Here is a 26,001-nt window from a genome sequence, read left to right as displayed (position 1 = left end):
CGCGGCGGCCGCGACGGAGGGCGCGGCGGAGGGCGCTGCGGCCGGAGCGGCGGGCGCGGCGGAGGGCGCTGTGGCGGCGGGCTCGGAGGCAGCGGCCTCGGTGGCCGCGGGCGCCTCGGTGGCCGAGGGCGCGGCGAGCTCGACCGCGTCCATCTCCACGAAACTCACCAGGTTCGGTCTCAATGTCGCGGGGAGCACGCTCTCGAGCGCCGGGATGTCCGGACTGAAATACGACGTGCAGCACGGCCGCGACTTCACGGCCAAGGGCTTCTTCGAGGCCATGGGGATCGGCGCCGCCGCTGGCTTCGCGAGCGGGGTCGTGAGCGGAGCCGGGGGGCTCGCGACGGGCGGGCTCTCCAGCAAGAAGGGGGGCGCCGGCATCGCCGCACGCATCGGCGCCAAGGCCGCCGTGAGCGGAGTGTCGAGCGCGGTGTCGAGCGACGTGACGACGATCCTCACCAATGTCCAGCAGCACCAGCCCTGGTACCAGGGGCTTGCCAAGAGCACGGGCACCGGCTTCGCCAAGGGCGCTGGCACTGGCGCGGCCAGCGGCGCCTGGAGCGAGCGCGTGAACATCGCCAAGGCCGCGGGAGTCTCCGACCAGGCGACGACACGCGTGAGCAACATCGTCGACAAGGTCAAGTCGGCCGCGACCTCCAACGGCGCGTACAAGATCTACGGCACGGCCGCGTTCTTCGCGATGCCCGGGTACGTCGTGTGGGGCGCGGCCGACAGCTGGGGGCGGCACGACTGACGCGCGGCCAGCGCACCCGTCCGCCGCTGGCGGCTTCAGGAGAAAAGGAAAACCCCGGCTCGCTTGATGGCGGGCCGGGGCCTTGCGGAGAGTGCCCTCCCCGCCTCCCTACAGAGCCCAACGCACGGGATGAACGCCCTCAGGCGCTCTGCACACCCGGCGCCGTCAAGACCTTGAACACCAGGTGCAGCCGGGTATGGCCATTGGCGGGCAGCTCGACCTTCCACGTGCAGAATCCGTTGTCGTCGAGCACCGGAGTTCCGCTGGTCTTCTCCCGATCCAGCTCCACCTTCACGTGCTCGATCTCCGACACGGGCAGGCGCTCGGTGACCGCCACCGTGCGCGCGCTCCCCGAGAGGTTCGAGAGGTAGAGGGTGAGCCGCACCGTGGCCTCGTTCCACTTGCTCACCGGGTTGAGCTCGCTCTCCCGCTTCGCCTCGCGCTGGATGCGGACGGACTCCTCCGGACCAAAGCTCAGCTCGAACTTCTCCTGGGGCGCCACGAACAGCGTCTGGGTCCACCCCACGAAGCCGTTCTCCTGCAGCAACTCCACCGGTCCCGCCAGCACCGGATTGGGCGAGGTGTTGCGCGCCACCGCCCGCAGGAACACCTGGTTCTCCAGCTCCGGAAAAGCCACCAGCGACGACTCCGCCTCGGCCTCGAAGCTGAAGAGCGGAATGATGTGGGGCCGCCCATCCGAGACGATGGTATTCCGGCCCGGCGCCCTCAGGTTGCGCGTCTCGCCGCCATCATCCACCCCGGGCAGCTCCACGCTCGGCGGCGTCGCCGGAGCGGCCGCGCCCGTGGCCGGCGCACTGCCCAGTCCCGCCTTCTGCACCCGCACCTCCCGGACCTGGACCGCCACCGTCTCGCTCTTCTTCTTCACGGTGAGCAGGTCCGCCTGCAACAGAGGCGGCTCGATGCCCAGCGAGGAGCGCGCCGTGGAGAAGCGCAGCTCCGCCTCCCTCCAGTCCTCGCCGGTGTCCTGCCAGACCGCCGCGGACGAGGCGAAGAGAATACGCTTCCCCTCCAGCAGGCGCGCCGAGTGCAGCGGCCGCCACAGGGCGTTGGGCACCACGTAGTGGATGCGGACCTCCACCTCGCCCTCGGCCTCCGCGAGCACGTCCACTTCCAGCCAGCCCACCACCTGGTGCTCCACGCGATCCAACGCCTGACGCTGGCGCATCACGGCGGCGATCTCCTCCTCCAACCGCTCGGCGGTGAAGGTGGCCTTCAGCGCCGACTCGCGCAGCTGGCGGGCCTTGCGGAACAGGGCGTCGAACGTGTCCTGCCACTGGGCCGCGGCCCCCATCCCCCACCCCGCGTCCTCGGGAATCTCCGAGGCCCCGAGCACCAGCATCCGCTGGATGCGCTCGAAGCGCGCACGGGCTCGGGCCTGGTCCTCCAACACCTGCTCACGCTCGCGCCGCAGGGCCTCGATCCGCTCCTCGAGCACCCGCGCCGCCTCGGGCTTGTCCACGGTCCGGATGCGCAGGCTGCGGCGGACCCGGACGTCCACCACACGCGCCTGCCCGGAGACGGCCTCGGCGCGCAGGGACACGTCCTGCATCACCGGAGCCACGCCCCGCACCACGACCCGATTCTGCCCCGCGCGCACGCGCACCGTGCCGCCGCGAGTCACCTGCGCCCGATCCTCCAACAGCGTCACGACGCGCACCGGCGCGTCCAGGACCGGAGCCACCTCGGGGAAGGCGGGCTCGTAGCGCTCCACACCCATGGGTTGGATGGCCGTGCTCATGTCACGCCTCCCGGCGGTTGCCGCCGTTGACCTCGTTGTTGGCGTACATCTTCACCACGTACCGGGCGGACAGCTTGCTCGTCCCGTTCGCGGGGACGGTGAGGCGCCAGCGGCGTCCCCCCTCGAGCACGCGGCCACGCTCCTCCTGCGCATAGAGCTCCCACGCGGGGGTGACAGCGCCCTCCTCGACCACCACCTCCGCGTTCGGCGCGGGCTGGGGGATGCGCTCACGGACCTCGCAGACGATCTCCCGGTCCAGGTTGTTGACGAGGTCGATGAGGATGTCGTGCCAGAGCTCCGTCGTCGCGACGATCTTCTCGCCGCTGCGGACCTCGGTGAAGCGGGTGTTGCGCGCGCAGCGGATGGCCTGTTCCACGCCCAGGCCCAGCTTGAACTCGCCGCGAGGGGGCACGGAGGGCAGCGTGGTGGAGAGCACGTACTCGCCCCCGACGTAGACCTCGGCGGGGCCCGGCAACATGGGAGCGGACAGCGGGTTCTTCACCTGCGCCTGCCGGTAGACGTTGCTGTCCTCGCGGGGGACGGCCACGTAGAGGACACTGGCCTCACCGGTGCGCGTGCCCAGGGGCACGGAGTGGAAGGTGTTGTCGGACGGGACGTCCACCGTGGCATCGGCGATGTAGCTGAAGTCGAAATGGCCACTCGCGGCCCGGACGTCCGCCGTGCCGCCCGGCAGGTCCAGGTTGGCCACGTTGCGGGCCCGCAGCTCGGCCTCGGCCACCACGGCCATGACATCGAACTTCACCTCCACCTGGAAGCGCGACAGCGACTCCAGATAGAAGCGCCGCGCGTCGACGGGCTGGAGCCGGTTGCGCATGCCCTCGGTCGCCGGGGCGAGCCGCAGGTGGGTGAACACCACCGCCTCCAGGCCGGCCTGCGAGGGGGTCGCGCCACCCCCGCCAGGGCCGCCCCGTGACACGGCCCTGGAGCGAGCGGGACCGGCAACGGCCACCGACGGGCGTGCCGCCATGGGCGCGGGAGCTGGAGGAGGCATGGGCGGCGCCATGCCCGGCGCCGCGGCAACGGCCATGGGATAGGCCGGTTCATCCATCTCCGCGGCCGATTCCTCTTCCGCGGCCATTCCATCGTACACGGCCGACCTCTCGGCCATGACCATGTCATCGTCCAGGGCATCGAGACTCGGGCGCGAGCCCTTCTTGCTCCGCCGCAGTTCCTTGCGTTCCTCGAGGGCGTCACGCACCCCGCCGAAGACGACGGCCTCCTCCAGATCCGAAGGAGCCGGCAGCGCGGGCAGCATGTACGACTGGACGGGCGACAGGCCGAGCAGCAGAGAGCGGCGATCGCGGTCGTAGTCGGAGAAGAGCGCGGTGGCGCCCTTCGGTGGCGGACGGAAACCGGCGCGAGCGGGAGGCGGGGGCTGGGCGCGTCCGATGCGGGTGGAGGGCAACTCCGGCAGCTCCGTCCAGCTCATGGGCGCGGCGGTGGAGAGCACCAGCTTCACGCCGCGCCAGTCCTCTCCGGAGTCCTGGCAGATGAGGGCACGCGTCACCAGTTCCACCTGCCGGCAGTCCCGCGTCAGGCGGCACTGATAGCTGGGAGCCCAGCGAGCCCCGGGGACGAAATACTCGACGGAGAGCTCCGCGCGCCGGAGCTCGCCTCCCCCGTGGCGCAGCTGCACGTGGACGGACTTGCGGAGCTCCGCCGCCGTCACCTCGCGCGCGGTGGAGTCCCTCCGCATCTTGTCCTCGAGGACGGCCACGTCCTCATTCAGCTTGCGCCACTGCTCGCGCAGGGAGCGCGCCTCCACGAGACGGGACTGCACGCCATCCTGGGAGAACTGCTCCAGGGCGAGCCGCGCGCCCATGGGAGCGGGCGGCGGTGGCTTGCCCTCCTCGGGCTCCGGACGCTCCGGCACGGGGATGTCGGCGAGGATGGACATCTCCCAGTCGAGCTGCCGCAGCTGGCTTTCCACGGTCCGCACCTGCTGGCGCAGGGAGCGCAGCGCGGCCTCGTCCACCGTGTCCAGGGGCGCTTCCCTGGGAGGAATCCACAACCCCACGCGCACATTCGTGGCGGAGAGGTCCGCCTGGGGATTGTCCGTGGACAACACGCGCACGCGCACGGTGGCGTCGAACAACGAGAGCGGCAGCCGGGGGATCTCCAGCTCCGTGGGCGGCTTGCCCCCGGAACAGTCCAGCGAGAGCAACCGGGTTACCCGCGCGCCCTGATGGTAGAGCGTCACGGTGTCGAGGCGGGACTCCACGATGGGCATGCACCCTCCCGAAATGCGTTGCGCGGCACGCTAGAACGCGGCTCCTCGAGCGGGCAAGGATTGAAGGCGTTCCCCTGGCTGCTTCCCGCCCTGCCCTTCCGTTCCTGGGAGCGAGGTAGACTCGGGGCACATGCGACGTCTCCTTGCCTTCCTCCGCGATCATGAGCCCGGAATGGTCGTGGCGTGGGTGCTCTCCACCCTCGGCCTCGGGGTCGTGGGGCTCCGCGACTACCTGGGAGATCCCCTTTTCGGTGTCTCGGATCTGCTCTACCAGTCGGTGCAGCTCTTCGTGCTGCAGCTCCAGGTGTTGCCGGGCAGGACGCCCTGGACGCTCGACGTGGCCCGCTGGTCCTCCGCGGCCGTGTCCTTCTACGCGGTGCTGCGCGCCGGCTCCGTGCTCTTCGCGAGCGAGCTGGAGCGGCTGAGGTTGCGCCGGCTCTCCGGCCATGTGGTGGTGTGCGGCCTGGGGCGCAAGGGTCACCAGCTCGCCCAGGACTTCCTGTCCCGCGGCGAGCGGGTCGTCATCATCGAGAAGGACGAGGAGAACGACTCCCTGCTCGCGGCTCGGGAGTCGGGCGCGCTGGTGCTGCCGAGCGCGGCGGCCGACGAGGCCATCCTCCGCCAGGCCCGCGTGGCGCAGGCCTCGCTCCTGCTCGCGGTCACGGGTGATGACGGCGCCAACATCGAGACGGCCCTCACCGCGCGCCGGCTGGTGCGCGAGCGGGCACCCGGACGCACCACGCCCCTGCGAGTCCTCGCCCACGTGGGCGATCTCCAACTGTGCTCACTGCTTCGTGCCTCGAAGGTGCTGACAGGGCCGGAGCCGGTGGAGGCCCAGCCCTTCAACATCCACGAGGCGGCGGCCCGCGTGCTGCTTCGCGACAACCCGCTGGACCGGGAGCGGATGGAGCCCGGGGACCCGCGCTTCGTGCACCTGTGTGTGGTGGGTTTCGGGCAGATGGGCGAGAGCGTGGCGCTACAGGCCGCCCGGTTGACGCACCTGGCCAACGGCTCCCGCCTGCGGGTGACGATCGTCGACCGGAAGGCCGAGGAGCGGCGGCAGCGATTCCTCGGCAGGTGCCCGGGATTCACCCAGGTGGCGGACCTGGACGTGCTGGAGGGCGACGTGGAGTACGCCGAGGTGCTCTCGCGGCTGGAGGAGTGGGGACAGGATCCGCACCGGCTCCTGAACATCGTGGTGTGCTTCGACGATGACCGCCGTGGCCTCGCCTGTGGGCTGACGCTGGTGGAGCGGCTGCGGGGACGGCGGGTCCCGGTGCGGGTGCGCATGTCGCACGAAGCGGGGATGTCGGCCCTGGTGCATGGCTCGGGCGAGGGCCGCTGGAACGGGCGGATCAGCGTCTTCGGGATGATCGACCGGCTGTGCAACCGCGAGAGCATCCTGGGCGAGACGTTGGATCTGCTCGCGCGCACGGCGCACACGGACTACCTGCGGCGCAAGCTGGCGGAGGGAGAAGTCCTGGGGGCGCGTCCGGCACTGAGGGAGTGGCCCGAGCTGGACGAGTTCTTCCGCGAGTCGAACCGCCAGCAGGCGGACCACATCCCCGTCAAGCTGCGCGCCGTGGGTTGCCGGAGCGAGCCCACCTCATCGGGCACGGGAGGATTCGCCTTCACCGCCGAGGCGGTGGAGCTGCTCGCGCGCATGGAGCATGACCGCTGGTGCGCACGGTACCTGCTCGATGGTTGGCACAAGGGCCCTCGTGATGACGAGGCGAGGACGCACCCGTGCCTCGTTCCGTGGGAGGACCTCGAGGAGACGTACCGGGACAACGATCGTGCCGCGATCCGGCAGATTCCCGGGCTGCTCGCGCTCATCGGCCAGCGCATCGTCCGGGAGCGAGAGGAGAACGGGGAGGCAGTGAGGCCGAGGCTCGCGGGGTGATGAAGAGGACCGGCCAGACCTCGCGTGGCGATGGAAGCCCGCGAGGCCCGGCCGGACGTGCGTGACTCAGCGGGTCAGCTCACGCACCGCGTGACCCAGCTCGGGGAGGATGAGCTTGCGCAGCGCGAGCCGCACCGCCTTCGGAGAGCCCGGGAGCGAGAAGAGGATCATCCCCTGGTACGTCCCCGCGGTGGCCCGCGACATCATCGCCGCGCTGCCGATCTCCTGGAAGGACAGCATCCGGAACAGCTCGCCGAAGCCGGGCAGCGTCTTCTCGAAGAGGCCCTGCAGCGTCTCCACCGTGCTGTCCCGGCGGCCGATGCCCGTCCCGCCGTTGAAGATGACGGCCCGCGCGCCGGACTCCTGGGCCTCCTTCAGCATCGCGCGGATGGACTCGGGCTCGTCCTTGATGACGCGGTAGCCGCTCACCGGGTGCCCCTCGGCCTCCAGCAGCTCGCGCAGCACCCGCCCGCTCTCGTCCTTCGACCCGTCCCGGCTGTCCGAGCACGTCACCACGAACGTGCTCACGTGCACCGGCGCGTGCGCCTTGTGCTCCGCCACCGGCCCGGAGCCGTGCTCGTGCCCATGGTGGTGGTCATGACCGTGTCCGTGGTCATGGCCGTGGTCGTGGCCATGCTCGTGCCCGTGGGGGTGATGGTGATGTCCGTGACCATGCTTGGGGTCATGGTCGTGATCGTGTCCCTCGTGTCCCATGGCGCGCCTCCTACAAGTCCTTGTCGGGCAGATCGACGATCAGCTCTCCGTCGGCGACCTCGATCTTCACGGCGGGCTGGTCATCGCACACGCCCGGCGAGGTCTCGTTCTTGCCGGTGTCCATGTCGAAGCCGACCTCGTGGCAGGGGCACACGACCATGTTCCCCTCCAGGCGTCCACCGGAGAGCAGACAGCCCCCGTGGTTGCACCAGTCATCGAGCCCCTTGTAGCGCCCGTTGATCCTGGCCACACACAGGCTGCTCTTGCCCACCTCGTAGCCCCGCATCTCCTTTTCGGCGAAGTCCGCCGGTCCGAGCTTGATCTTCATCGACTCCGTCTTTCGTGGCTCTCTGGAATGAACGACCCGGGCTCTTGTATCCCGGCCGGGCCCGGGTCGGGGAGTGCTTGTCGGTGAACCTCACGTTTCCGCTCGCCTGCACCCCCGTCTCGAGGGCATTACCTTCCTCCCTGTGACGCCTCCCGATAAAGCCGCCGTGGTCCAGGTCCTCCGGGACATCTCGCTCCTCCTCCAGATGAAGGGGGAGAACCCGTTCCGCAGCCGCGCATACGACACCGCCGCCGACCGCATCGCCGGGCTCTCCGAGGACCTGGGAGTGCTCGTCCGCGAAGGCCGCCTGAAGGAACTGCCAGGGATCGGCCAGGCGATCGCCGACAAGGTCTCCGAGCTGCTCACCACCGGTAAGCTCGCCTACTACGACACACTGCGCGCCGAGTTCCCCCCAGGGGTCCTGGAGCTCGTCCAGGTGCCGGACCTGGGCCCGAAGAAGGCCCTGGCCCTGGCGCGCCAACTCGGTGTGGACGGAGTGGACTCGCTGGAGAAGGCCTGCCGCGAGGGCCGGGTGCGCAAGCTCTCGGGTTTCGGGGAGAAGAGCGAGGCGAAGATCCTCGCGGGCGTGGAGCTGTACCGGCGGACCCGGACACCCCGGCGGCTGCTCGGGGACGTGATGCCGGTGGCCGAGCGGCTGCTGGAGTCCATCAAGGCCACGCCCGGCGTCATCCGCGCGAGCGTGGGAGGCAGCCTGCGCCGGCGGGCGGAGACGGTGGGAGACGTGGACCTCATCGCCTCGGCGGCGGACGCCAACACGGTGTTCGATGCCTTCGCCCGCGCGCCCGAGGTGGCGAACATCATCGGCCGGGGCGAGAGCAAGTGCTCGGTGCGGCTGCACGAGAAGGACCTCCAGGTGGACCTGCGCGTGCTGCCGGACGAGGACTTCGCCACCGCCCTGCACCACTTCACCGGCTCCAAGGCCCACCACGTGCGGCTGCGGGGGATTGCCCACGACAAGGGGCTGAAGATCTCCGAGTGGGGCGTGCACCGCGCCGATGGCACCAAGCTGAGCGTGCCGGACGAGGCCGCGCTCTACGCACTGCTCGGCATGCAGTACGTCCCGCCCGAGCTGCGCGAGGACACCGGGGAGCTCGAGGCGGCGCTCGAGGGCCGGCTGCCCGGGAACCTGGTCACGCTCGAGGACCTGCGGGGCGCCGTGCACGCGCACAGCACCTGGTCCGACGGGAAGAACACGCTGGAGGAGATGGCACGCGCCGCCCAGGCGATGGGGCTCGAGTTCCTCACCGTCACCGAGCACAGCCAGGCGGCCATCTACGCCGGAGGCCTCAAGGAGGACGATCTGCGCCGCCAGTGGGACGAGATCGACCGCGTCAACGAGACCGTCCAGGGCATCCGGCTGCTCAAGGGCATCGAGGTGGACATCCTGGAGAGCGGCGCCCTGGACTACTCGGACGCCGTGCTGGAGAAGCTGGAGGTGGTCATCGGCTCCATCCACGTGCGGCACGGCATGGATGAGGAGCAGATGACGCGCCGGTTGCTGGCGGCGTTCGACAACCCGCACCTGCACATCCTCGGGCACCCCACCGGGCGGCTCATCCACAGCCGAGAGCCCTACCCCGTGCGCATGGAGGCGGTGCTCGACAAGGCCGCCGAGCGCGGCGTGGTGGTGGAGGTCAACGGCAAACCGGAGCGGTTGGACCTGAAGACGGAGCACGTGCGCATGGCGCTCCAGCGTGGGGTGAAGCTGGTGGCGAGCTGCGATGCGCACAAGGTGTCGGACCTGGCCAACCTGGCCTTCGCCGTGGCCACCGCGCGCCGGGGCTGGGCCCGGAAGGAGGACCTCCTCAACACCCTCCCCGCCCAGCAGTTCGTCTCCACCCTCCGCGAGCTGCGAGCCGCCTGACGCGGGGATGATGTCGCGGGCGGCCCTACGGGTTGTACTCGGTCAACAACCCCGCCCGCTCAAGCAACGTGCGGACCGTATCGGCCAGAGCGACATGCTCCGGGTTGTTCACGGTGAAGCGCTCGGGGGTGAGGATGATGAGGGTTCCCTTGTCTTCTACGGATTCGACGCGCACGGGCTCTGGTAGAGGCGGCACCTCCCCACGGTTGCGTGAGAGATACATGAGCCAACCTGTGTAGGGCTTGCTCGCGGGCTCATCCCTCAGATCCTGGTAGGCTTTCGAGAAGACGCCACCATCAGCTGGCTCCCAGGCCAGGACCATCGCGCGAAGCACCTGAATCAGGACGTGCGTGGTGAGAACACGCCCGGCACCTGATTCCTCCGAGGGCAGGTGGAGAAGGCAGTTGTTTGGAGGGGGAGTCACGGCAGAGCCACAACTGAGCGTCACCATCCCACCATGCCCATCCTCCTTGTGTCCCGTCCAAGCACCAAAGCCAAACCCAAACGCCCCCTCATTATATTTCTTGCTCTTGAAAAATCGCAGGAACGTCTCGTAGCTGGGCTCGAACTGGAGTTGTAGTGCTTTTTTGATTGAGTTCGCCTGCTCGAACCAATTCATGAAGATGGAGTCACAATCCGAGAGGAGACGAAAGAAGGTCTCCGCGCGTTGTGCGCATTGCTCAGCGGACTCGCGACGCGTCGGCCAATATGTCCCGGCGTAATAAGTCTCTCTCATGTCCATCGTACAGAACTAGGGTGGCGTGTGGACCACCTCTATACCCTCGACTCGTTCCTGCTTGAACAATCTCTTGAGGATGTCCACCATTCTGGCCTCGGCTACGTGCCAACGAATGCGGATACCCTTGGCCACCCGAAGTTGCCGCTGGGCCTGCCTGACGAGCCGCTTGGCGCCTCGGAAATACTTCTTGGCATTGAGGTCGGCATCGAAGTGCTTGTCATAGCCCAAGCCCTTGGTCTCCTGCAGCAGGCGCTGCTCCAGGTCGAAGCCGTCGAAGTCGGCCTTCTCGCCATTGCGCCACACGCGGTACACCCAGCCCGCCGGAGCCTTCGTCACCTTGTGCTGGAAGGCGCGCGAGCGCGGCGACATCCGCTCGTTCTTGGGCACCCACTGCCCCGGGCCTCCCACCGGCGGTACCCAGCCGCCCCCCTGGCCCGGGCCCACCTTGGCCAGGTGCAGGCCCCAGGCGATGCTCAGCCCCTGGCCCGCCACCGCCATGGTGCGCCCAGGCACCGCCACCAGCCGCAGCACCAGCTCGCCTCTCTTCGTCAGCGTCAGCAGCGGCACCGACAGCCGGCCGAGCTTCTCTCCCCATGTCACCGCCTTCACCGCCCCCGCCCCCGAGGTGCCCACCGTCAGCAGCACGTTGGCCAGCAAGCGTGAGCCCTCACGCACCTGCTCGCCGCGAGGCTTCTGGCGGAAGGCCTCCCAGTACTCGGGCGCGTTCTGGAAGAGCACGCGCACCGCCCCCGGAAGCCGCGTCAGGCCCTCCAGGCTCTCGCCTGGGTGGAAGACGAGCCGGCTCAGGCCCTCCAGCGTGTCCCCCAACGCCAGCCCCGCTCCCTCCAGCGCGGGTAGCATCACGCCCTCATCCGGCACGTAGGGGCCCAGGGGCTTCGCGCCCCGGGGCACCTCCAGCCCCGTGTCCACTGGCCACAACTGCCCGTCCTCTACCGCGTAGAAGGGGCCCACCTCGTAGCGGCCCGCCCTCAGCGTGCCGTCCGGATCCAGCCGCACCTCCCCGGCACGCTGCACCGCCTCGCCCGTCACCGCCCGCACCAGGTAGCCGTCCGGCCGCGCCACCCTCAGCCGGTGGAAGCGGTCCATGCGCGCGTGCAATTCCTCGCGCGTCACCGGCCCCTCGCCCGTGGCCACCTCCAGCAGCAGATGCGCCGCCATGCGCTGACGGGGAAACTCCCCCAGCCCCGCCTTCGCCTCCAGCAGGTGGGCCAGCTGGTGCACCGCCTGCTGGGGCGACAAGGTGCTCCCGTCTTCCGGCAGCAACTCGGGGGACACGCCCGCCTGCACCAGCAGTCCCTGGAAATGGTCCACGCTGAAGGGCACCGCCCAGGGGCGCCCCTCCCCCACCCCATCCCTCCAGCCCACGAGTCCCTCGCCCTCGTCATTCCCGGGTTCGTCCTCCTGGCGCACCGGGCGGCGTCCCCGCGAGCCGGACCCGTCCCCAGGTACGTCCGACGTCATGGCCGGGGCACCTGGCTCCTCCTCCACATCGTCCTCCGGGTCGTCGTCCTCGTCGAGCGCAGGGGCGTCGCCGGGCGGCACGGCCGTCGCCGCGGAGTCCACGGGCCCAGGCGGACGCGCCTGCGTGAAGAAGGCCGGCGTCAGGCGGTGGGAGCGGGGGCTCGCCAGCAGCCCGGCCGGAGGCGCGCCCGTGGCGCATCCGCTCAGCACCCACAGGGCCAGCGTGAGCACTCCCCAGGCACAGCGCTCCCTCGCGCTGAAGGAGACGTCAAAAGCACGCCGCAGCCTGAGTGGACGTGTCCGAAATCCAGGGCTGCATCTGCGAGAACACGGTGCGTTGGGCAGGGTCGACATCGGCGCAGTGGTAGACGTCTACCAGTCACACCACATCCAACCCACATTTGCACACATCAATGGTAGACGTCTACCACTCAAGCCCGCCAGAGCGGTTTCGTCCCCCACCGGCAGAAGGGCGCGAACCATCCCAACTTGCGGAGTGGGCGGACAACTGGACACGTGAAACACTCGCGCGGACTGCATGCCACCGCGCGGGTCCGGGCCGCCCTGTGCCTTGCGCGCCCTCTACACACGGTCACCTCGCCTGTCCCTTCCAGATGCCCTAGGCTCGCATCGCCTTGCTGCGCCGACTGCTCCCGATCGTCCTCGTCCTGCTCTCCACCCAGGTCTCCGCCTCGGAGCCGGAGCGCCCCTCGCGCGCCGATCTCCAGCGGGCGCTCGCCCAGTACGAACGCTCCGTCGTCCGGGTACGCGGCCCCCGAGCCGCCGGCCCCGGCATCATCGTGGGAACCGAGGGCCAGGTGCTCACCGCGGTGAGCCACGTCGATCTGGACGCCGCGCAGGTGGAGTACGGCGGGAGCACGCTGCCGGCCACGGTGGTACTCGCCAACGCGTACCTGAAGGTGGCCGTCGTCGCCGCCCCCGCGGGCACCTACCCCGCCGCGGCCGTGAAGCCCAACACCGCGAACCTCCCCGGCCAGTGGCTCATCGGCATCATCCCCGGCAAGGGCAAGCGCAAGGACACGCCGGCCTCGGCCCTGGCGCGCAAGGCGCCCGCGCCCTTCATCGACGTGAACCTGGCACTGCCTCCGGGCAGTCCCCTCTATGACGAGACGGGCCGGCTGGTCGCCGTGTCCGTCCAGCGCAAGGGACGCGGTTGCCGGGCCCTGCCCCTGGACGTCGTCCGGCAGCAGCTCGCCACGAAGGTGGCCACCCCGTGAGCACGTCCGCGGCCACGCCCTGGCGCCCCACCGCCGTGCAGGAGGTGCTGGGCCTGTGGGGCATCGGCTTCCTGGGCATCATCATCGCCTTCCTCCTCTTCGGAGGCTCCGGCGTCCCCAAGCTGGTGGCCACGGTGGGCTTCCTCTACCTGCCGCTCATCGCCATGCGCTGGCGCGGCGAGGACTACCGGGACTACGGCCTCACCCTGCGCACCTGGCGCCAGGACGTGCGCCTCTTCCTCGTCATGAGCGCGGTGGTGTTCCCCCTCTTCTTCGGGGCCTTCGTCCTGTGGACGGAGGTGCTGCAGCTCCTGCCCACGGAGCTGTCGCGCCTGCTGGCGCCCTTCCGGGGCTCGGGGCACTTCACCCCGCGGCTGCCGCCCCGCTTCGGCGAGTGGGTGGTGGATCAGCTCTTCGTGGTGGCCCTGCCCGAGGAGTTCTTCTACCGGGGCTACATGCAGGCCCGCCTGCGCGACGCCTGGCCCCATGGGCGGCGATTCCTCGGCGTGCGGCTGGGCCCCGCCTTCTGGCTGACGGCGCTGCTCTTCGCGCTGGGCCACCTGGCCATCTTCCAGGTGTGGCGCCTGTCCGTCTTCTTCCCCGCCCTGCTCTTCGGGTGGATGCGAGAGCGCACCGGCAGCGTGGTGGGTGCCGCCCTCTTCCACGCCGCCGCCAACCTCTTCGTGCGCTTCCTCGAGGTGTCCTTCTTCGGCGTGTGACCCGGGCGTCAGGGGGTGGACGGCAGGTGGCGCACCTGGAGGTCCGCCTCCACCGTCAGCGTGGTGCCCTCGGCCAGTTCCACCCAGCCCACCGGGCGCTTGAGGTGCGAGGCCACCACCACCGAGCGCCGGCGCCGGTGCGCCATCACTCCCGGGTGCGTGTCGGGCATGCCGGGCGTGAGGCCGCACACCTCGCAAGAATCCGTGCCCTCCAGGCGCGTGTAGTAGAGCGGCTGGCCGCCCAGGCGCGTGGCCACCAGGACGTAGCCGTTGGTGGCGAGCAGGTTCACCGTGGACGTGCGCGCGGCCCCCGTCCGGGCCGAGGCCCGCGACAGGCTCATGGCCCGTGTCCGCCAGCAGCCGGCCGGCCACCTCCGCCGGGAGCCGCGGGTCATCCCCGTGCCCCGTCTCCCACAGCCGCTTGAGGAAGTGCGCGAAGGCCACCTCGCTGTCCGTCTCCCCGCGGATCTGCCGCTTGAGGAAGTCCGGCACCTCGTCCAGCAGCCCGGCCCGGAGGCCGGCGAAGTCCTCGAGACGGCCCTGGTGCGCGAACAGCCAGCGCCGCGAGCGGAACGGCTGGGTGTTCTCCTCCGGCGACAGTCCCACCGGCAGCCGCCGCCCGTGGAACAGGAGCGCCTCCGTCTCGTGCGGCGGAGCGAGCGATTCCAGGGTCAGGTCCGCGTCCCGGGGAAAGCGGCGGAGCAGGACGTCATCCTGCGCGTAGGCGCCGATACCCACCGCGGTGGACCGCCCCTCCTCCCCCTGGAGAGCCACCTGCCCCTCCAGCCGATGCAGCTCGCACCGCACCAGGTTCGGGTCGGACGTCAGGACGGCCAGCGCGACGGACATGCGGAAAACCCCCTTGCTGCCTCTATAGATAATGACGCCCTCCAGGGCCCTCAACCCGGGCTCCCCCTCGCCGCCAACCCAGCCAACCCCTTGAAAGGACTGGGGTTTACCCATACGGAACGTTTGACAGCCCGAGTGCGAGGTGTCTAACATCCCGGCGCTTTCCCGAGGGTTGGGGATTCAACGGCCCTCCATGGCTACACCGGAGACGGAATGTCGGACGACATCGCGATCGGCATCGACCTGGGCACCTCCACCTCGTGCGTTTCCGTGGTGCAGGACGGTCAGCCGTTCGTCATCCCCAACGAGTGGGGAGAGACGACCCACGCCTCGTGCGTGTCCTTTCTCGAGGACGGCTCGGTGCTGGTGGGCAACGCGGCCAAGCGCAACATCATCACCAACCCCGAGTGTACGGTGTACTCGGCCAAGCGGCTCATCGGGCGCTACTACTTCTCCGACGAGGTGAAGAAGGCCCAGGCGGTGATGCCGTACCAGATCGTCGAGGGCGACAACAACTCGGTGCGCATCGCGGTGCGGGGGCGCGACTACTCGTTGCCGGAGATCTCCGCGCTGGTGCTCAAGGAGATGAAGGCGATCGCGGAGGGGTACCTGGGCCGCGAGATAACGAAGGCGGCCATCACCGTGCCGGCCTACTTCAACGACAACCAGCGCCAGGCCACCAAGGACGCGGGCCGCATCGCCGGGCTGGAGGTGCTGCGCATCCTCAACGAGCCCACCGCGGCGGCGCTCGCCTACGGTTTCGGCCGCGAGGTGAGCCAGCGCGTGGTGGTGTACGACCTGGGCGGCGGCACCTTCGACGTCTCCATCCTGGAGATCGGCAAGGACGTCTTCGAGGTGCTCTCCACCGCCGGTGACACGTACCTGGGCGGTGACGACTTCGACGATCGCATCATGACGTGGCTGGCCGACGACTTCATGAAGCGCACGCGGTTGGATCTGCGGCAGAACAAGTACTGCCTGCAGATGCTCAAGGACGCGGCCGAGCGGGCGAAGATCGACGTGGGCAGCACGGGCCTGGCCGAGGTGAACTGCCAGGGCATCTGCCAGGACGCCAACGGCAACGTGTTGGACCTGACGGGCCGGCTCACGCAGGACCAGTTCAACCGGATGGTGATGGACCTGGTGCAGCGCACCTTCAAGGTGTGCGACGAGGCCCTGCAGTCCGCGCGCATGACGGCGGCGGACATCGACGCGGTCATCCTGGTGGGAGGCCCCACGCGCCTGCCCATCATCCGCAACTCGGTGCGCCACTACTTCCAGAAGGAGCCCAAGGAGGGCATCAATCCGGATCAGGTGGTGGCCATGGGCGCGGCGCTGCAGTCCAACGCGCTGCTGGACGCGGCCACCGAGACCTTCCTGGTGGACGTGACGCCCCTGTCGCTGCGCATTGGCACGGTGGGCGGCTACACGGAGAAGGTCATCGACAAGAACACCCCGGTGCCCATCGACCGCTCGAAGACGTTCACCACCAGCCGCGATGGCCAGGAGAAGGTGAAGATCCGCGTCTACCAGGGCGAGTCCAACCGCGCCGACGAGTGCGAGATGCTGGGCGAGTTCGAGTTCTCGGGCTTCCGCATCGGCTACCGGGGCGAGGTGAAGATCGACGTGACGTTCGAGATCAACACCGACGGACTGGTGAACGTGTCGGCGACGGACCAGGAGACGGGGCAGAAGACGTCCACCACGCTGACCATGTCCTCGGGCATGTCCGAGGCGGACATCCAGGCGTCCATCCAGGCCAACAAGAAGATTCAACTCGCGGGGCATGGGGCGGATCTGCCCGCCGTGGCCACCAGTCGAGGGAGATAGACGAGCGCGATGTCCCAGCCTCCCCAGAACGGCGCCGGAAAGCCCCCCGCCCCTCCGGCAGAGACCCAGCCCGCGGCGCCGGGCTCGAGGACGGGTCCGGCGGCAGCCACCGCGCCGGCCATGTCCCCCGCCCGTCCACCGCCGCCGCCGGGTGCCACGCCCGCCGCGGCCCCCGCCCGGCCTTCCGTGACCGGCGCGCCCGCCCAGCCTCCCGCGCGTCCGACCGCGACGGTCCCCGCGGTTCCTTCCGGCGCGCGTCCGACGGCGACGGTCCCCGCGGTGTCCTCCGGTGCCCGTCCGGCCGCTCCCGGTGCACCCGCGACGCCCGGCACGCCCGCGGCGGTCCGTCCTCCCTCGTCTCCGGGAGCTCCCGCGGTGCCCGCCGCTCCGGGGGCAGCACGGCCTCCGTCGTCACCGGGAACGCCCGCCGCCGCATCCGGAACCCGCCCGGCCGTGCCTCCCGGTGCGCCCGCGGCCCCGGGTGTCCCTCCCGTCACGCCGCCGCGTCCTCCCGGGATGCCCCAGGTGACGCGCCCCTCCGCCTCGGGCATTCCGAGTGTGGCGTCCGTCCGTCCGCCGCCCCCTCCCGGTACGCCCCCGGCGCCTCCGGTGGCCGCCAGCGCTCCCCCGCCTCCGCCCGCCACGGCCTCGCAGACCCGCGCGCAGCCGCCCACGCTGGCGCCGGGCGCCGTGCCTCCTCCTCCCGTGAGCACCACTCCCGGCTCGGGGCCACGTCCCGCCGTGCGGCCCACCACCTCGCTGCCAGCCGTGGCGCCCGCGGGCACCTTGCCCGCGCGGCCTCCGCCCGGAGCCGGCCCGGCGCGTCCACCGCCCCCGCCTCCCGCCGCGCTCCAGCCGCCGCCTCCGCCCGTGGCGCCGTCCATCGCGCCGCTCATTCCTCCCGTGGCGCCCGTCGTCCCGCCGGCTCCTCCCGCCGCCGCGGCCCAGCCCCCTCCCCCGCCGCCCGCCGCGGCCGGGAAGACCATGGAGCTCGATCCGAGCCAGATGACCGAGCTCTCGGAGCGCTGCGCCCGGCTCGACCAGATGGACTACTTCGAGATCCTCATGGTGGAGCGCTCGGCCGCCCCCGCGGACATCAAGAAGGCCTTCTACCGCGAGAGCCGCACCTACCACCCGGACCGCTTCTTCCACCTGGACAACAAGGAGCTGAAGGACCAGGTGCACGACCTCTACAAGCGCGTCACCGAGGCCTATTACGTGCTCCGGGACGACGCGAAGCGCCGGCAGTACACGGCGAACATCTCGGGGCCGGAGCGGGCCCAGAAGCTGCGCTTCACCGAGTCCTCCGAGGCCGAGACGCGCGCCGCGTCCAAGCGCCAGGTGGAGGAGCAGATCGGCGTGCACCCCAAGGGGCGGCAGTTCTACCAGACGGGCGCGGCGGACGCCGACGCGGGCCGCTGGGCCTCGGCCGAGCGCAACCTGAAGATGGCGCTCACCTATGAGCCAGCCAACACCCGCTACAAGGAAAAGCTCGCCGAGGTGCAGAAGGTGCTACTGGAAGAGTCACGCAAGCAGGGCGACGCCTTCAAGATTCGCTGACGCGAGACGGGGGAGCGCGTGACGATCGATCTGATCATCCTGGGCCTGGTACTGCTCTTCGCGGTGGCGGGTGCCATCTCCGGAGGGGCGAAGCAGATCGCCAACCTGGTGGCCCTGGCGGTGGCCTGGTACGTGTCGCGCAAGCTGGGCACCTACGTGGGGCCGAAGATGGCGGCGGCCCTGGGTGGCGCGCCGCTGCTCATCGGAACGGTCGCCGGCACGATGCTGGTGTTCATCACCGTACTGGTGGCCATCCGCTACGCCCTCACCTACTTCCTGCAGCGGCTCTTCGGCGGGCCGGATCCGGACAAGCGGAGCCTGGATGGCGCCATCGGCTTCGTGCTCGGCGGGGCCAAGGTGGCGCTCATCAGCTACGTGGTGCTCAGCGCGCTCGTCTTCGCCGAGCAGTACATCATCGTCGCGGGCAAGCGCATGGGCGTGTCACCCAAGGACTCGGTGTCCTTCGGGTTGGCGCGCCGCCACAACCTCTTCGAGATGACGCAGTTCGCCGCCGTGAAGGACATGGTCGCGGTGGCCAGGGTGGCCGGCAATCCGGAGAGCGCCCGGCGGATGGCGGACAATCCGGCCTTCAAGTCGTTGAAGCAGGACCCGCGTTTCCAGCGGGCCCTCTCCGACAAGAAACTGCGCGAGGCGCTGGAGAAGGGCGACACGCAGGCGGCGCTGCGCAGCAACCTCGTCCTCCAGCTCCTGCAGGACCCCCAGTTCGTGGCCCGGCTGGGGGCCGCCGCCCGGGCCTCCGAGCGCGGCGAATAGCCAGGCGAGGACTCAGGCGCCCAGCCCGGCGCTCGCCTCCAGTCCAGCCAGGCGGAGCCGGACGAAGCCCTGGTCCACGGTGACCTGGCGGTGGCGGTGCTCGGGGGCCTCGAACATCACGTCCGACATCACGTGCTCGAGGATGGAGCGCAGACCACGCGCCCCCAGGCCCTTCTCGATGGAGAAGCGCACCACTTCGCGAAGGGCGCCGTCGGTGATGTCCAGCTCGATGCCGTCCAGCCCCAGCAGCTCGCGGTACTCGCGGACGATGGAGTCCGGGGGCTCGGTGAGCACGCGCAGCAGCTCCGGCTCGCCGAGCAGCTCCAACTGCACCACCACCGGCAGGCGGCCGAGGAACTCGGCGAGCATGCCGAAGTCCACCAACTGCTTGGTGGTGACGCGCCGGCGCACCTTCTGGACGTCCTGGGCGCCGAAGCCCAGGGGCCGGGTGTCCACGTTGCCGCCGTACTCGTGCAGATCCGAGAAGGTCCCCGCGCAGATGAACAGGATGTCCCGGGTGTCGATGGGCACGAAGTCACCGCGATTGAACGTCTGCGTGACATTCATGGGGACGAAGACCTCGCGGCCCTCCAACAGCTTGAGCAGGGCCTGTTGCACCCCCTCGCCGCCGATGTCGCGGCTGCCCGCCCCGTTGCGCGCGCCCTGCGAGCGCCGGGCGATCTTGTCCACCTCGTCGATGAAGATGATGCCCCGCTGCGTGTCCTCCACGGAGTGGTTGGCCTTGAAGAGCAGGTCCGCCACCATCACCTCCACGTCCTTTCCGTAGTAGCCGGCCTCCGTGTACTCGGTGGCGTCCACGGTGGTGAACGGGACGGAGAGGATCTCCGCCAGGTTGCGGGCGATATGCGTCTTGCCGCTCCCGGTGGGCCCGATGAGCAGGATGTTGCTCTTCTTGAGCAGCGAGGTGCGCCGCAGCCGGCGCGCCTGGATGCGCTTGAGATGATTGTGGGCGGCGATGGCCACGGCCCGCTTGGCTGCCTCCTGGCCGATGACGAACCTGTCCAAACGCTCGTAGATTTCCCTTGGGGTCATCAACGGCGAGTCCCTGCGTGCGGACGACTCCATGTACCCTCCCCTTGGCTCCATGCGGGCTCCCGGACCTCCTCCGGGGAAGGGTAGGAATCCGCTGGAAGACAGCCCACTCATGGGGGTGGGAAGGGGGCCCCTACCCACGCCTGGCCGGCCGCCCCTCAACCAGGAGTTGAACGCGGGGGAGTTTCCCGATACTTCCCGCGCTGTCCATTGTTGGACACCGTCCCACCCCTAGACCGGGAGATCAGGAACGCCGATGCCACCCATCACTCCTCAGCACCGCTGGACCCTCGCTGATGCGCAGGACACCTACGGCATCCGCAACTGGGGCGCGCCCTACTTCGGCGTCAACGAGAAGGGGCATGTGTGTGTCCATCCGGATGGCCCCACGGCCCCGAACATGGACCTGAAGGAGCTGGTGGACGAGGTCCGCCGCCGTGGCATCGGCCTGCCGTTGCTCATCCGTTTCACGGACGTGCTGCGCCACCGGGTGGTGCACCTCAACCAGGCGTTCCGCAAGGCCATCACCGAGCACAACTACAAGGGCGTGTACCAGGGCGTCTACCCCATCAAGGTGAACCAGCACCGGTACGTGGCGGAGACCATCGTCGAGACGGGCAAGCAGTTCGGCTACGGCCTGGAGGCCGGGAGCAAGCCGGAGCTGCTCGCGGTGATGGCGCTGCTGGACCAGGAGGACGCGCTCGTCATCTGCAACGGCTACAAGGACGAGGAGTACGTCGAGACGGCGCTGCGCTTCAGCCGCCTGGGCCGCAAGGTGATTCTCGTGGTGGAGAAGCCCTCGGAGCTGCCCCTCATCGCCGAGGTGGCGCGCAAGACGGGCATTGCTCCGCGCATCGGCATGCGGGTGAAGCTGTCCTCGCGAGGCGCGGGCAAGTGGGAGGCCTCGGGCGGAGACCGCTCCAAGTTCGGCCTGTCCTCCTCGGAGCTGATGAGCGCCATCGGCTTCCTGAAGGAGACGGGGCTGCTGGCCTCCTTCGAGCTGCTGCACTTCCACCTGGGGAGCCAGATCTCCAACATCCGCAACGTGAAGAACGCGCTGCGCGAGGTGGGCCGCTTCTTCGTGGAGGTGGCGCGCCAGGGGGCGCCGCTGAAGTACCTGGACGTGGGCGGCGGCCTGGGCGTGGACTACGACGGCTCGCAGACGAACTTCACGTCGTCCATGAACTACACGACGGAGGAGTACGCCAACGACGTGGTGTTCGCGGTGATGGAGGCGTGCGACTCGGCGGGCGTGACGCACCCCACCCTGGTGTCCGAGTCGGGCCGCGCCATCGTGGCGCACCACGCGGTGCTGGTGGTGGACGTGCTGGGCACCAGCGAGTTCGACCCGGTGAGCGTGCCGGAGAAGACGGACGACAAGGCGCCCTCGGTGGTGCGCAACCTGCTGTCCACCTTCAAGGAAGTGACGAACAAGAACCTGCTCGAGGCCTACCACGACGCCCAGGACTACAAGGAGGAGACGCTCACGCTCTTCTCCCTGGGGCACCTGTCGCTCGAGCAGCGGGTGATGGCCGAGAACATCTTCTGGGCCCTCTGCCACAAGATCATGCGGATCGCCGGCGAGTCGGGGGAGATCCCCGAGGAGCTCGAGGCGCTGGAGAAGCAGCTGTCGGACACCTACTTCTGCAACTTCTCGGTGTTCCAGTCGCTGCCGGACTCGTGGGCCATTGATCAGCTCTTCCCGATCATGCCCATCCACCGGCTGAACGAGCGGCCGTCGCGGCGCGCGGTGCTGGCGGACATCACGTGCGACTCGGACGGGAAGATCGATCACTTCATCGACAAGCGCGAGGTGAAGGACGCCCTCGAGCTGCACCCGCTCAACAACGACGACTACTACCTGGGCATCTTCCTGGTGGGTGCGTACCAGGAGATTCTGGGAGACCTGCACAACCTCTTCGGTGACACGCACGCGGTGCAGGTGTCGCTGGGGCCCAACGGCGGCTACCTGATCGACCACGTGGTGGAGGGCGATACGGTGACCGAGGTGCTCAACTACGTGAGCTACAACAAGGACGACCTGGTGGCGAAGCTGCGCAAGTCCACCGAGGTGGCGCTGCGCAACGGCAAGCTGACGCTGGACGAGTCGCGCCAGCTGCTGCGCATGTACGAGGAAGGCCTGTCCGGCTACACGTACCTGGAGCGCGAGGTGGACGCCTCCTTCGTGGCCGGGCACGGCCAGCTGCGCCTGGTGGCCCAGGACGGCGGCGCCGGCAAGGCCCCCGTCCCGCCCACCGGCACGGGGACCTGATCGCCCCACGGTAGCGCCAGGGATGTCATGAAGCCCCGCGAGCACCCCAGGTGCCGCGGGGCTTGTTTTTCAGCCGACGTAGGCATTCGTCAGGCTTTCAACCGATCGTATCCTCAGAAGAGTCAAACCGGTGATCGTTCAAGACCAAAGCAAGGTCCCACAACGATTCCAAATTGGGTTGAACATTTTTCGCTACGCCGAAGCACTAATCGCCAATACCCCAAACCAATCTTGGTTATCATCCAGGCTGGCAAAACATCCCACACATACTCCTCACTCAACACTCAACCCACATCAATAACTTGAGGAAGTCGTGCTCGACCTATTCAACCCCATAGTCCCAGACGAAAACCAGCATAAGCATTTCCGTACACTTCTGGAGCCCACATGCACCCCAGAAAGAGCTGTACTTGCTCAGTGGAGCAAAGGCTTTATCGATCGTGATGGAAAGTTTATTACCGAATTCCAGAAGACGTTCAATTCCTGTTTCTGGGAACTATACTTGAACGCGGCATTCAGGGAACTCGACTTCACACTCGATTTTTCGCATCGCGCTCCAGATTTTTACGTGCAAAGCCCGGACGGAGACTTCTTGGCAGAGGCAGTAACAGCCAATCAGCCGGACGGATTCAGACCTGAGTGGGAGTGGGATGCAACGCCACCAGAAGATCTAGACGAGTTTCTTCGACTTGCAACTATCCGGCTCTCAAACTCACTCCGCATAAAGCTCAGCAAATACAAGAAATCATATGCTTCGCAGGCCCATGTCCGCGAAAAGCCGTTTGTTGTGTGTATTGCTCCCTTTGAACAACCGGCATCCTTTCTCCAAAATACCCAAGCCATCACTCGAGTGCTTTACGGCTTCGACCAAGTGCTAACCATCAAAAATGGCCAGCAGATTACACCTGTAGGCGAAGCTCGCATGAGCAAGGTGCTTAAAGATTTCGGCGCAGAAGTCCCCCTGGCAAATTTCACCTCGCCTGCGATGAAGGAAATTAGCGCTGTTATCTTCAGCAACACTGCGACCTGGGGAAAGGTACAAGCTCGATCATCAATAAAGGACAACAGTTTGCTCTTCAGCGCTCTTCGAATAAATCCAGAATCCACCTCTCACAGAAAGATAAAATCATTCGCATCTAATTACCACGAGACGCTTCTCGATGGGCTACACATATTCTTAAATCCATATGCCAAACATCCACTCAACATCCGTGGGTTCATGAATAGGGAAATAGCGATTCATTCGTATGATCCAAGGCAAGAAATTTACCGGCCATGGTATCCGGACGGATTCCTAGTCCAACGATCAACTCTCCGCCTATTCTTTGCCAAAAACAAAAGCAATCCGAGTGCACATCAAGAAAAGCCAAGCAGAAGCTACCGTACCGCGACACGCCCAAATTGGGAGGAAGGGAAGCTACAACCTGCCGATGCCGAAACATTCCTCTTTACTGACAACCACCTTGCACATTGGCGAGGATGGACGATTCTGATCGCCAAAGACGTAACTGATGGGGATTGGCTTGCACAGGCGGTTCAGCAAAAAGTGATGACTGTTCCAGAATTCATGCGCGCCAATGGAAGTCCGGAGATCGCCTCAATGAATCCAGGGTTGAGACACCCAGAGCAAAGTTACCCCACGAAGCAAGCTGCCCTTGACGCCTGCATCACCGAAATCAACGCCCAACTTCTTCATGAAGATGAAAAAAAAGAGCATTGATCTTTTTGATCAAATAGTTGGTGACGCAAAAGTTCACATTGCCTTCGATCGCCTAAGGAAATCGCCACCACACTGGGGCGCTCGTCGCCTCATGAACGACCTTTTCCAGCGCATGGGAGACCCGGACGGCAACTTCGTGCAAGACTTCCAGTCACACGGCTTTCATTCCAGGTTGTTTGAACTTGCCTGCCATGCCTATTTTGAGGCTCAAGGTTTGAGCATAGACAGGAGCCTGCAACGCCCCGATTTTTTGATCTCCTATCAAGGCCACCAAGTAGGCGTTGAGGCAGTGACGACTAATCCCATTTCGGGGCGGGACACCGATGTCGCCATTTTCAAAATGGATGAGATTTCGTTCGAGGAAATCCTCAAAAAAACAAACAACGAATTCTCCATACGCATCGGCAGCGCGTTACTCACGAAACTCAAGAAGCGGTACTGGAACCTACCCCACTGCAAGGGCACCCCTTTTGTACTGCTTGTAGGCCCATTTCATGAGCCAGGCTCCGTTCTCTACATTGACGAATGCCTAGCCAGATATCTCTATGGGATACATAGATTTAACGACTGGACGGAACATAACGGCCTATTGGTGCGCGAGGTCCCCATCAAAACCCATGAATCTAATGGGAAATCAATACAGTCTAATTTCTTCGCACAACAATGGACAGAAAACATAAGCGCGATTGCATTTTGCAATCAATTCACCATACCCAGGTTTTACAGAATGGCAATGCAACTGGGACTATACTCCAAAACGGTTCTTGCAATTCGAAAAGGTTTCTGCATGCTGCCTGGAGGAGGCCGCGGCGATGATGTTCATGAATATCAGTACGGATTAAATGATCCACAAGCCCCTCAGGAGACATGGTGGCAAGGCGTTACCTTTTTCCACAATCCCAACGCAAGATATCCGCTTCCCAAAGAAGCCTTCGCTTGCACCAGCGCCTTTCGATATCACAACGGGCAATTAGAGCGAAAAGTATACGATGCCCACACGCTCACCTCATTCATGTACATGACCAATTCTCAGTAACCTCTCGCACTACCCCTGCGAAGCTCGTAGACCGAATAGAACCAATGCCTAATACTTACATCGCCAGACGGAGCAATAGTTCTCTTTCTCTGAAGCACCACCTGCACCACTGATTCTGTGCGGTGAGGGAACGAGACCCGCGCTCGCAGGGCCAAGTAGTCTAGTATATGCCGACTACCATCGGTGCGCAGTTGGCTCTGTTGCCGCCCCAGTCGTTGGAAGCTAGAAACCTCCTGAACAATTCTTTTTGCTACGCCCAATAATCCCCAGGATGAAAGAATTCTTTCTGCCTTTCTCCCTTTGCGATTCATGTGGCGCCAACCCACACGAGACACCTCTATAGATCCCAAGGCAGGATTCATTCTCCGAGATTCCGGTCCATTCCGCCATTCAAGGTAGAATTTCCGAGCTGCATCTTTGGCCTTGGCGGAAAGCGCTGCGTAGTTAATATCCTCGCGTTTAGCTTGGACTAATGGCAGTACGCGATCCACCGAGGTGTTTCTGCATAACGCAGCAACATCACCCTTCGAATGAATGCCAAATCGCTGGCGCTTCGGAAACAAAATGACTTGTTGATTATCCTGGCTGAACGATCCCGGATCACGCAAATCCGTCCAAAAGGCGTCGGGCGAAGATCTTTTGGAAGGATCAATGTAAATCATAACCATGGGACCCGGAACCGCATCCCACCTGGGCCTATGTTTCAGTATATAGCTTGAGCCAACGTTAACGCAGACTGAATCAGGACGTTTGCTTGTATCCTGCCGATACCCCGCCCCACACTTAATCTGCACGAAGACGATGTCCCCAGTATCACGGCCTTTGCGCCGTATAAGAATTAGCCCATCAGTGACATCGTCATTTCTTCTGTTTAACTCTTGCCATCCTGATTTCCAGTCATACACGACGACCTGTTCTACATGAGTGACGCCAAAACCTTCTTGTGGTCTCGTGTCCATTACAATACTCCGCAGTGCGGCATCTCTGGGGCAACATCTCTGGAGACGTCACGTTGATTCGGGGGCTACAATACGTATCAAACGCCGAGCAGCCGGGGGCGGACCAGAATCATCGCATCTCCATAAAGGCGCGACTCCTTGGACTGAGCTAGGCCCCCGGTGCTCGGCCTGAGAAG

General features: G+C 66.7%; 21 protein-coding genes and 1 pseudogene. 11 read left to right on the top strand and 11 right to left on the bottom strand.

Features of this window, described 5'->3' with window-relative positions; genetic code table 11:
* Positions 1 to 214: 214 nt before the first annotated feature.
* On the top strand, positions 215 to 754 hold the full coding sequence (locus tag Q664_RS61530; RefSeq protein ID WP_235216995.1) for a hypothetical protein: 540 nt from the start codon (positions 215 to 217) through the stop codon (positions 752 to 754).
* Positions 755 to 893: 139 nt separating this feature from the next.
* On the opposite strand, the gene Q664_RS35085 is transcribed toward Q664_RS61530, so the two are convergent.
* Both Q664_RS35085 and Q664_RS35080 read right to left on the bottom strand, forming a co-directional pair.
* On the bottom strand, positions 894 to 2,513 hold the full coding sequence (locus Q664_RS35085; protein WP_052519048.1) for a mucoidy inhibitor MuiA family protein: 1,620 nt from the start codon (positions 2,511 to 2,513) through the stop codon (positions 894 to 896).
* A gap of 1 nt (position 2,514) precedes the next feature.
* Positions 2,515 to 4,764 (bottom strand): mucoidy inhibitor MuiA family protein, encoded by a 2,250-nt coding sequence (locus Q664_RS35080; protein ID WP_043405857.1) that lies wholly within the window; start codon positions 4,762 to 4,764, stop codon positions 2,515 to 2,517.
* Between the two features lie 130 nt (positions 4,765 to 4,894).
* Between Q664_RS35080 and Q664_RS35075 the strand changes: the two genes are divergently transcribed.
* Positions 4,895 to 6,667, top strand: coding sequence for an NAD-binding protein (locus Q664_RS35075; RefSeq protein WP_084610560.1), 1,773 nt, complete (start codon positions 4,895 to 4,897; stop codon positions 6,665 to 6,667).
* 66 nt (positions 6,668 to 6,733) lie between these two features.
* Here Q664_RS35075 and Q664_RS35070 read toward each other — a convergent pair whose 3' ends face one another.
* Both Q664_RS35070 and Q664_RS35065 read right to left on the bottom strand, forming a co-directional pair.
* Positions 6,734 to 7,201 carry a MogA/MoaB family molybdenum cofactor biosynthesis protein gene (locus Q664_RS35070; protein WP_235216998.1) on the bottom strand — a complete coding sequence of 156 codons (468 nt, stop codon included), beginning with the start codon at positions 7,199 to 7,201 and terminating at the stop codon, positions 6,734 to 6,736.
* Positions 7,202 to 7,391: 190 nt separating this feature from the next.
* Positions 7,392 to 7,709, bottom strand: coding sequence for a Rieske (2Fe-2S) protein (locus Q664_RS35065; protein WP_043405848.1), 318 nt, complete (start codon positions 7,707 to 7,709; stop codon positions 7,392 to 7,394).
* A 142-nt stretch (positions 7,710 to 7,851) separates the two neighbouring features.
* On the opposite strand from Q664_RS35065, the gene polX reads away from it, so the two are divergent.
* Positions 7,852 to 9,594, top strand: coding sequence for a DNA polymerase/3'-5' exonuclease PolX (gene polX, locus Q664_RS35060; protein ID WP_043405846.1), 1,743 nt, complete (start codon positions 7,852 to 7,854; stop codon positions 9,592 to 9,594).
* Positions 9,595 to 9,619: 25 nt separating this feature from the next.
* On the opposite strand, the gene Q664_RS35055 is transcribed toward polX, so the two are convergent.
* Positions 9,620 to 10,330 (bottom strand): immunity 52 family protein, encoded by a 711-nt coding sequence (locus tag Q664_RS35055; RefSeq protein ID WP_043405887.1) that lies wholly within the window; start codon positions 10,328 to 10,330, stop codon positions 9,620 to 9,622.
* A 15-nt stretch (positions 10,331 to 10,345) separates the two neighbouring features.
* Positions 10,346 to 12,046 (bottom strand): Tox-REase-5 domain-containing protein, encoded by a 1,701-nt coding sequence (locus Q664_RS53090; RefSeq protein ID WP_052519047.1) that lies wholly within the window; start codon positions 12,044 to 12,046, stop codon positions 10,346 to 10,348.
* 404 nt (positions 12,047 to 12,450) lie between these two features.
* Here Q664_RS53090 and Q664_RS35045 point away from each other — a divergent pair, with 404 nt between their 5' ends.
* Positions 12,451 to 13,053 (top strand): MXAN_2756 family trypsin-like serine endoprotease, encoded by a 603-nt coding sequence (locus Q664_RS35045; protein WP_326938761.1) that lies wholly within the window; start codon positions 12,451 to 12,453, stop codon positions 13,051 to 13,053.
* Positions 13,050 to 13,772 (top strand): myxosortase MrtX, encoded by a 723-nt coding sequence (gene mrtX / locus Q664_RS35040; RefSeq protein WP_043405844.1) that lies wholly within the window; start codon positions 13,050 to 13,052, stop codon positions 13,770 to 13,772. The genes Q664_RS35045 and mrtX overlap by 4 nt, the downstream gene beginning before the upstream one ends.
* An 8-nt stretch (positions 13,773 to 13,780) precedes the next feature.
* On the opposite strand, the gene Q664_RS62755 is transcribed toward mrtX, so the two are convergent.
* Together Q664_RS62755 and Q664_RS62750 are read right to left on the bottom strand one after the other, a co-directional pair.
* Entirely contained in the window at positions 13,781 to 14,113 is a 333-nt protein-coding gene (locus tag Q664_RS62755; protein WP_326938760.1) for a hypothetical protein, read from the bottom strand.
* Positions 14,114 to 14,231: 118 nt separating this feature from the next.
* A pseudogene (locus tag Q664_RS62750) lies at positions 14,232 to 14,621 on the bottom strand (class II glutamine amidotransferase); the annotation flags it as partial.
* A gap of 213 nt (positions 14,622 to 14,834) precedes the next feature.
* Between Q664_RS62750 and dnaK the strand changes: the two are divergent.
* A complete protein-coding gene (dnaK, locus tag Q664_RS35030; protein ID WP_043405841.1) occupies positions 14,835 to 16,451 on the top strand; it encodes a molecular chaperone DnaK in 1,617 nt (538 codons plus the stop codon).
* Here dnaK and Q664_RS61525 read toward each other — a convergent pair.
* A complete protein-coding gene (locus Q664_RS61525; RefSeq protein ID WP_235216993.1) occupies positions 16,394 to 17,347 on the bottom strand; it encodes a hypothetical protein in 954 nt (317 codons plus the stop codon). The genes dnaK and Q664_RS61525 overlap by 58 nt on opposite strands.
* On the opposite strand from Q664_RS61525, the gene Q664_RS35020 reads away from it, so the two are divergent.
* Positions 17,322 to 18,011: a J domain-containing protein gene (locus tag Q664_RS35020; protein ID WP_235216992.1), complete on the top strand. Its 690-nt coding sequence runs from the start codon at positions 17,322 to 17,324 to the stop codon at positions 18,009 to 18,011. The two genes, Q664_RS61525 and Q664_RS35020, sit on opposite strands and share 26 nt — an antisense overlap.
* A gap of 18 nt (positions 18,012 to 18,029) precedes the next feature.
* Positions 18,030 to 18,785, top strand: a complete 756-nt coding sequence (locus tag Q664_RS35015) for a CvpA family protein (RefSeq protein WP_043405836.1) — start codon at positions 18,030 to 18,032, stop codon at positions 18,783 to 18,785.
* Positions 18,786 to 18,797: 12 nt separating this feature from the next.
* Here Q664_RS35015 and clpX read toward each other — a convergent pair whose 3' ends face one another.
* The gene (clpX, locus tag Q664_RS35010) at positions 18,798 to 19,871 is read right to left on the bottom strand and encodes an ATP-dependent Clp protease ATP-binding subunit ClpX (RefSeq protein ID WP_043405833.1); all 1,074 of its coding nucleotides are present in this window, start codon (positions 19,869 to 19,871) and stop codon (positions 18,798 to 18,800) included.
* A gap of 223 nt (positions 19,872 to 20,094) precedes the next feature.
* Here clpX and speA point away from each other — a divergent pair, with 223 nt between their 5' ends.
* From speA to Q664_RS58270, 3 genes are all read left to right on the top strand, one after another.
* Positions 20,095 to 22,110: a biosynthetic arginine decarboxylase gene (gene speA / locus Q664_RS35005; RefSeq protein WP_043405831.1), complete on the top strand. Its 2,016-nt coding sequence runs from the start codon at positions 20,095 to 20,097 to the stop codon at positions 22,108 to 22,110.
* Between the two features lie 313 nt (positions 22,111 to 22,423).
* Complete coding sequence (locus tag Q664_RS58275) at positions 22,424 to 23,830, top strand: hypothetical protein (protein WP_152622516.1); 1,407 nt, start codon at positions 22,424 to 22,426, stop codon at positions 23,828 to 23,830.
* A complete protein-coding gene (locus Q664_RS58270) occupies positions 23,805 to 24,866 on the top strand; it encodes a hypothetical protein (RefSeq protein ID WP_160174568.1) in 1,062 nt (353 codons plus the stop codon). The genes Q664_RS58275 and Q664_RS58270 overlap by 26 nt, the downstream gene beginning before the upstream one ends.
* Here Q664_RS58270 and Q664_RS63035 read toward each other — a convergent pair.
* The gene (locus Q664_RS63035; protein WP_075207602.1) at positions 24,860 to 25,825 is read right to left on the bottom strand and encodes a DUF4365 domain-containing protein; all 966 of its coding nucleotides are present in this window, start codon (positions 25,823 to 25,825) and stop codon (positions 24,860 to 24,862) included. The genes Q664_RS58270 and Q664_RS63035 overlap by 7 nt on opposite strands.
* Positions 25,826 to 26,001 lie beyond the last annotated feature (176 nt).

It is taken from the genome of Archangium violaceum Cb vi76, assembly GCF_000733295.1.
Taxonomy (GTDB): Bacteria; Myxococcota; Myxococcia; order Myxococcales; family Myxococcaceae; genus Archangium; species Archangium violaceum.
Note: the sequence above shows the minus strand (reverse complement) of the source record. Positions and strands in the feature narration are given on the sequence as shown.

What these genes read in the sequence shown, in the direction of transcription:
- speA (WP_043405831.1), top strand. Translation starts at nt 20,095, where the DNA reads ATGCCACCCATCACTCCTCAGCACCGCTGGACCCTCGCTGATGCGCAG.
- Q664_RS63035 (WP_075207602.1), bottom strand. Translation starts at nt 25,825, where the DNA reads ATGGACACGAGACCACAAGAAGGTTTTGGCGTCACTCATGTAGAACAG.
- Q664_RS61530 (WP_235216995.1), top strand. Translation starts at nt 215, where the DNA reads ATGTCCGGACTGAAATACGACGTGCAGCACGGCCGCGACTTCACGGCC.
- dnaK (WP_043405841.1), top strand. Translation starts at nt 14,835, where the DNA reads ATGTCGGACGACATCGCGATCGGCATCGACCTGGGCACCTCCACCTCG.
- Q664_RS62755 (WP_326938760.1), bottom strand. Translation starts at nt 14,113, where the DNA reads ATGAGCCTGTCGCGGGCCTCGGCCCGGACGGGGGCCGCGCGCACGTCC.
- Q664_RS35085 (WP_052519048.1), bottom strand. Translation starts at nt 2,513, where the DNA reads ATGAGCACGGCCATCCAACCCATGGGTGTGGAGCGCTACGAGCCCGCC.
- Q664_RS35080 (WP_043405857.1), bottom strand. Translation starts at nt 4,764, where the DNA reads ATGCCCATCGTGGAGTCCCGCCTCGACACCGTGACGCTCTACCATCAG.
- Q664_RS58270 (WP_160174568.1), top strand. Translation starts at nt 23,805, where the DNA reads ATGAAGATGAAAAAAAAGAGCATTGATCTTTTTGATCAAATAGTTGGT.
- clpX (WP_043405833.1), bottom strand. Translation starts at nt 19,871, where the DNA reads ATGGAGTCGTCCGCACGCAGGGACTCGCCGTTGATGACCCCAAGGGAA.
- Q664_RS35065 (WP_043405848.1), bottom strand. Translation starts at nt 7,709, where the DNA reads ATGAAGATCAAGCTCGGACCGGCGGACTTCGCCGAAAAGGAGATGCGG.
- Q664_RS35075 (WP_084610560.1), top strand. Translation starts at nt 4,895, where the DNA reads ATGCGACGTCTCCTTGCCTTCCTCCGCGATCATGAGCCCGGAATGGTC.
- Q664_RS61525 (WP_235216993.1), bottom strand. Translation starts at nt 17,347, where the DNA reads ATGAGCGGCGCGATGGACGGCGCCACGGGCGGAGGCGGCGGCTGGAGC.
- Q664_RS35055 (WP_043405887.1), bottom strand. Translation starts at nt 10,330, where the DNA reads ATGAGAGAGACTTATTACGCCGGGACATATTGGCCGACGCGTCGCGAG.